The 6000-nt window shown below is 68.8% G+C and carries 6 protein-coding genes; all 6 read left to right on the forward strand.

Annotation, left to right across the window (positions count from 1 at the left end):
- The first annotated feature begins 261 nt into the window (after window positions 1–261).
- A complete protein-coding gene (locus U9978_RS07910; RefSeq protein ID WP_322760406.1) occupies window positions 262–1008 on the forward strand; it encodes a tyrosine-protein phosphatase in 747 nt (248 codons plus the stop codon).
- Window positions 1009–1337: 329 nt separating this feature from the next.
- The gene (locus tag U9978_RS07915) at window positions 1338–2288 is read left to right on the forward strand and encodes a S1C family serine protease (protein WP_322760407.1); all 951 of its coding nucleotides are present in this window, start codon (window positions 1338–1340) and stop codon (window positions 2286–2288) included.
- Window positions 2289–2422: 134 nt separating this feature from the next.
- Complete coding sequence (locus U9978_RS07920) at window positions 2423–2947, forward strand: MarR family winged helix-turn-helix transcriptional regulator (RefSeq protein WP_322760408.1); 525 nt, start codon at window positions 2423–2425, stop codon at window positions 2945–2947.
- A 34-nt stretch (window positions 2948–2981) separates the two neighbouring features.
- Window positions 2982–3794 carry an amidohydrolase family protein gene (locus U9978_RS07925; protein ID WP_416210890.1) on the forward strand — a complete coding sequence of 271 codons (813 nt, stop codon included), beginning with the start codon at window positions 2982–2984 and terminating at the stop codon, window positions 3792–3794.
- 119 nt (window positions 3795–3913) lie between these two features.
- Complete coding sequence (locus U9978_RS07930; RefSeq protein WP_322760410.1) at window positions 3914–5281, forward strand: glycosyltransferase family 4 protein; 1368 nt, start codon at window positions 3914–3916, stop codon at window positions 5279–5281.
- Window positions 5275–6000: class I SAM-dependent methyltransferase (locus U9978_RS07935; protein WP_322760411.1), on the forward strand; the 726-nt coding region annotated here is incomplete at its 3' end. The genes U9978_RS07930 and U9978_RS07935, both read left to right, overlap by 7 nt.

The following is a 6000-nucleotide window of genomic DNA, read 5'->3' on the forward strand; positions in this document are numbered from 1 at the left end:
GCTGACGCACCGGCGACGGCAAATGATCATCTAGCTGGTGGCGGCTCGAGCGGGGACGGTGCGCGACAGCCGGCCGGCGGCACAGCCGGTCATCCAGAGCAGGGCCGGCCAGTGACAGCAGGGCCGGTCAGCGGCATCAGGCCACGTCTCATGGCCCGGCACGGCTAGGCTGAGAGGTCAGCTGCCCCGGCCGCGACCGACCGACCGACCGACCGACCGCCGGTCGCACCGGCGCCTGCCCACCGCGACCGAAGGGGTTTCGTGACCGACCGCTGGATCCACCTTGACGGCTGTGCCAACGCCCGCGACCTCGGCGACCTGCCTACGACGGCCGGTGGTTCGACCAGGCGCGGGCTCCTGATCCGCTGCGACACCGTACAGCAGCTCACGGTGGACGGCACGAACGTACTGATCAACGAGTTCGGTCTGCGCACCGTGTTGGACCTACGTACGCCGAAGGAGGCTGCGGTCGAGGGCCGCGGGCCGCTCGCGCAGACCGAGGTCGGCTACCACAACGTGGCGTTCATACCCGACTTCTATCGTGCGCCCGGTAACCCCGAACACAAAGTGATCGTCGAACAGCGGTCCAAGCGGGAGGCGGTCGAACACTACCTAGAGTATCTGACCCGCCCCGGCAGCGTGGTCCCGAGCGCGCTGCGGCTGCTCACTCAGCCGGCTGAACTGCCGACGCTGTTCCACTGCGCAGCGGGCAAGGACCGCACCGGTGTGCTTGCCGCGCTCGTCCTGGACATCGTCGGAGTCCGGCGCGACGCGATCGTCGACGACTATGTGATGACCAACGAACGGCTACCACAGATCAAGACCCGGCTCAGCGCGATGGCGACCTACGGCCGGATCGCGCGCAGCGATATCGGTTGCCGTCCCGAGACCATGGTGACGTTCTTCGAAACCCTCGACCAGCGCTGGGGTGGCGCGGCCGGCTGGGCACTGGGTCACGGCATCACCCAGACGGAGCTGGATGTCCTGCGGAAGACGCTCGTCGACTGACGCCCCGCCTGACCCGATCTGATGCGATCTGATGCGATCTGACCCGACAGATTTTCGAGGTTTGTACGCAGAAATCACCCTTATCGATCATACAAACCTCGAATAATCGCTTCAGTCGGCCGACGTCCGTCGGCCCGGTCGTCAGCCGCAGCCTCGGTATACGCCTACGGCGGACAGCGGATCGGGAAGGCCGGTTGCCACTCCTGTGTTGCTACGGCTGTAACTGTGTAATCGTTACGGGTGTCCAGGAGGCTGCAGGACGCGCGACCAGAGCCCGGATCGCGCGCCCGGTGGCACCAGGAGCGCGGGAGCCAGTTCGGGAGGCCGGGATGACTGATCCATTGGATGCCTACTCGCAGGTGGTGACACGGGTCGCTGCCGCCGTCTCACCGTCGGTCGCAAGCCTGCGGGTGCGGACCCGTCGCGGCGAGGGAGCCGGCTCCGCCGTCGTCTTCACCGATGACGGCTTCCTGCTCACCTCCGCTCACGTCATCGACGGTGGTCTGCCAGCCGGGGAAACGGGCGTCGGGGTGGGTACGGCGGAGTTCACCGACGGCACGGAGAGCCCGGTGGACGTGGTGGGCGCCGATCCGTTGTCCGACCTCGCCGTGCTCCGCGCCCGCGGCGCCACCCCGCCGCCGGCCACCCTCGGCGACGCGGCCACACTCGTCGTCGGTCAACTGGTCGTCGCGGTGGGCAACCCGCTGGGCCTGACAGGCAGCGTCACCGCAGGAGTGGTCAGTGCGCTCGGTCGATCGCTCCCGACCCGGGCCGGCGCCACGGTCCGCATCATCGACGAGGTGATCCAGACCGACGCCGCCCTCAATCCGGGTAACTCCGGAGGCGCCCTGGCCGATGCGAACGCCCATGTCATCGGCGTGAACACCGCCGTCGCCGGAATCGGGCTCGGGCTCGCCGTTCCGGTCAACGCCACTACGCGCCGTATCCTCGCTGCGCTCATGCGCGATGGCCGGGTGCGACGGGCCTACCTCGGGGTCGCCAGCGCCCGGGCACCGCTGCCGCCACGGCTGGCCGAGCGGTTCGGCCGCCGGCACGGGGTCCGGCTGGCTGAGGTTGTGGTAGACAGCCCGGCCGGGCAGGCCGGCCTGTTCACCGACGATCTGGTGCTCTCGGTCGCAGGGCAGCCGGTCGCCGCACCCGGGGACCTCCAGCGGCTCATGACTGAGGAGACCATCGGCAACCCGATCGAAGTGACCGTGTGGCGACGCGGCGCGCTCGTCGATGTCATCGTCGTCCCTCGGGAGCTGGCGCTCACCTGACCGAGATCGCATCCGATCCCGAGGATCAATGTACGGGCGGGGCGCCATCACCTCGACGCTCCGCCCGGCAACGCTCCGCCCGGCAACGCTCCGCCCGGTGCTGGCATCGTTACCATCTGGCAATGACCGTGCCCGTGCGATCGACCAGCGGCCCGTCGTCCACCGGACGCGGGCGCTACCCGACCCCCGCCGATGGCGGGGGTAGAAGCACCGGCCCGCACGACGACCACCTCGACCCGGTATTCGTGGCCACTCTGCGAACCTCGATAACCAAGATCGCGCGATCGCAACGGGCCGAACGCCAACGGGACCCGCGGGCGTTGCCATTCAGCCTGATCTCAGCTCTTTCCACCCTGCAACGGAAGGGGCCGCTGACACCGACACAACTCGCCCGTCTCGAAGGCGTACGGAAACCATCGATGACACGGGCGCTGGCAACGCTGATCGAAGGGGGACTGGCGATCAAAGAAAACGACGAATACGACGGTCGCCAGTTCATCGTGCGGATTTCCGACAAAGGTCTCACCGCCGTTGCGGAGTCGCGGCGGGTCGTCGACGACTGGTATTCCCGGCGTCTTTCCCAGCTGAGCCGGCAGGATCTGGCGGACCTCATGCGCGCCGGGGGCGCACTCGCGCGACTCGCCGACGAGACGAGCTAAGAGCGCCCGGCAACAGGGGAGTAGATCAAGGATGATAACGATCATCGACGCATGGCTACAACATCCGACGCTGCGTTTCCTTCGGGACGACATGTTCGCATCGCTGCACCGCTGGACAGGTGCGCAGAATACGACGGTGGCACCTCCGCTTGAGCACACGATCGCCGCGATGGACCAGGCTGGAGTCGAACGTGCGCTGATCTGTGCCTGGATCGGCCCGTGCGGGCCGCTGATCTCCAATGACGAGGTCGCTGGTTTTGTCGCCAGGTTCCCCGACCGGCTGACCGGGGTTGCGGCGGTCGACCTTCGCTACCCGGTCGCCGCCGTTCGGGAACTCCGGCGAGCCGTTCACGACCTGGGTCTGCGGGCACTGCGGGTTGTACCGTGGCTGTGGGCGCTACCTCCCAACGACCGTCGTTACTACCCGCTGTTCGTCGAGTGCGTCGAGTTGGGGATCCCGTTCTGCACCCAGGTCGGCCACACCGGACCCCTGCGGACCTCGGAGACGGGCCGGCCGATCCCCTACCTCGACGACGTGGCCCTGGAGTTTCCCGAACTGGTGATCGTCGGTGGGCACATCGGCCATCCGTGGACCACCGAGATGATCGCCCTGGCCTCGAAGTACCCGAACGTCCACATCGACACGTCCGCCTACGCCACCCACCGCTACCCGGCCGAGCTGGTCGAGTACATGCGCGGGCGCGGACGCCGCAAAGTGCTGTTCGGTTCCAACTTCCCGATGATCACACCAGACCGGGCGCTGGGCGGCCTAGCCAGCCTCGACCTCGACCCGCAGGCACAGGAGCTGTTCCTGGCTGGCAACGCCCGACGGGTGTTCGCGATCTGAGAACGCCCGGCGATCTGGCGAAGATCAACTGGATATACCCTAATGTTCCGGAAACGGCTCGCTGTCGCCCTGGCATACGACCGGAGCTGGAACCCGCCCGGGCCCGACATGGGACCGACATGGGACCAACATGGGACCGGTACGAAGCTATCGAGAGGACACCGTTGCGGATCGCGTTGCTGTCGTACCGCAGTCTCCCCACCTGCGGCGGTCAAGGCGTGTACGTCCGGCATCTCTCCCGCGAACTTGTCACGCTGGGTCATCAGGTCACGGTGCTGTCCGGGCCGCCCTACCCGCTGCTCGACCCCGGGGTCGGCCTGCGCACCCTGCCCAGTCTTGACCTCTACGCCACGTCCGACCCGTTCCGCTGGCCGTCCCCACGGGAGCTACGCACCGTCGCCGACATCGTCGAGTTCGGTCTGATGCGCACCGGCCAGTTCTCCGAGCCGCTGGCGTTCAGCATCCGGGCCGCTCGCGCCCTGGGGCCGGGTGCGGGCCGCCCACCCCACTTCGACATCGTCCATGACAACCAGGGCCTCGGTTACGGACTGCTCGCGCTGCGCCGGGCGCTGCGCCCGCACGGGGTTCCGGTGGTGGCGACCGTGCACCATCCGATCACGGTCGATCGGCGTATCGCGCTGGCGGCCGCGCCCGACCGCAGCGCGCGTATCGGCATCCGCCGCTGGTACTCCTTTCTGCCGATGCAGGCCCGGGTGGCACGCACCCTCGACGGCATCGTCGTCCCGTCCCAGAGCTCCGGGCAGGAGATCGTCACTGACATGGGGGTGGCGCCGGAGCTCATCCGCACCGTCCCGCTCGGTGTCGACTCAGACGTCTTCCGCCCAGCCGGCACCGGCACCGGCAGCGGCGCCTCGGCCACTACACCGACGCCCGGTCGCATCGTCGTCATCACCAGCGCGGACGTGCCGCTGAAGGGACTGGGAGTGTTGCTGGAGGCGCTGGCCAAGGTCCGCGTCGAACGCGCCGCCCACCTGGTGTGTGTCGGGATGGCCCGGCCTGGTGGCGCCACCGCGCGCCAGGTCGACGAGCTCGGCCTCACCGATGTCGTGACATTCCACTCGAACCTCTCCGAAGCCGACCTGGTGAGGCTGTTACAGTCGGCGGAGCTCGCCGTGGTGCCGTCGCTGTATGAAGGCTTCAGCCTGCCTGCGGTTGAGGCGATGGCCGCTGGCGTGGCGCTGGTCACGACCACGGCCGGCGCGCTCCCGGAGGTGGTCGGGCCGGCTGGGCAGGCTGGCGAGCTCGTCGCTCCCGGGGACGCCGAGGCGCTGGCCGCCGCGATGGGACGGCTGCTCGACAATCCGAGGCTGCGAGCGCGGATGGGCGCCGCCGGGCGGAAGCGGGTTGAGGACCGGTTCTCCTGGCGGGCCGCGGCCAGCGCGACCGCGGCATGGTATTGCGACCGGATCGATGCGGTCCGGTCCGGACGCGATCACACGTCGGCGGCCAGCCCACGCCCATGTTGACGGTCGACTTCGACCGGTTCCCGGTCAGCGGGGGATGCCGCCTGCTCGATCTCGGCTGCGGCACGGGCAGACACAGTTTTGAAGCGTTCCGGCGCGGGGCGGACGTGGTCGCGCTCGACCACGCGACGGCGGAGGTCACCGGCGTGCGGCAGCTGCTCACCGCGATGGCCGCCCACGAGCCGGTAGGACCGCAACCCAGGGCCGCCTGCGTGCGCGGGGACGCGCTGGCGCTGCCGTTCGCCGACGCGGCCTTCGACCGGGTCATCGCCGCGGAGGTCCTCGAACACATCCCGGACGATGTCGGCGCCATGGCCGAGCTTGCCCGCGTGCTGCGCCCGGGTGGGCTCGCCGCCGTCACCGTCCCCGCCTGGTTTCCCGAGAAGATCTGCTGGAGCCTTTCCAACGCCTACCACAGCGTGGAAGGCGGGCATATCCGCATCTATCGGAAACATGATCTACTGGACCGGCTGCGCGCCGCGGGGCTCGAACCCGTCGACGAGCACTCCGCCCATGCCCTGCACGCTCCGTACTGGTGGCTGCGCTGCCTGGTGGGGGTGCACAACGACGATCATCCCGCCACCCGGCTCTACCACCGAGTGCTGGTCTGGGACATGATGCGCCGACCCTGGCCCACCCGCGTCGCCGAACGGGTCCTCAACCCTCTGATCGGCAAAAGCGTCGTCCTGTACCTGCGCAAACCGGAGGTTTCGCGTGCGGCC

The sequence above is a fragment of the Protofrankia sp. Cr2 genome, from assembly GCF_963555885.1.
Classification (GTDB): Bacteria; Actinomycetota; Actinomycetes; order Frankiales; family Frankiaceae; genus Protofrankia.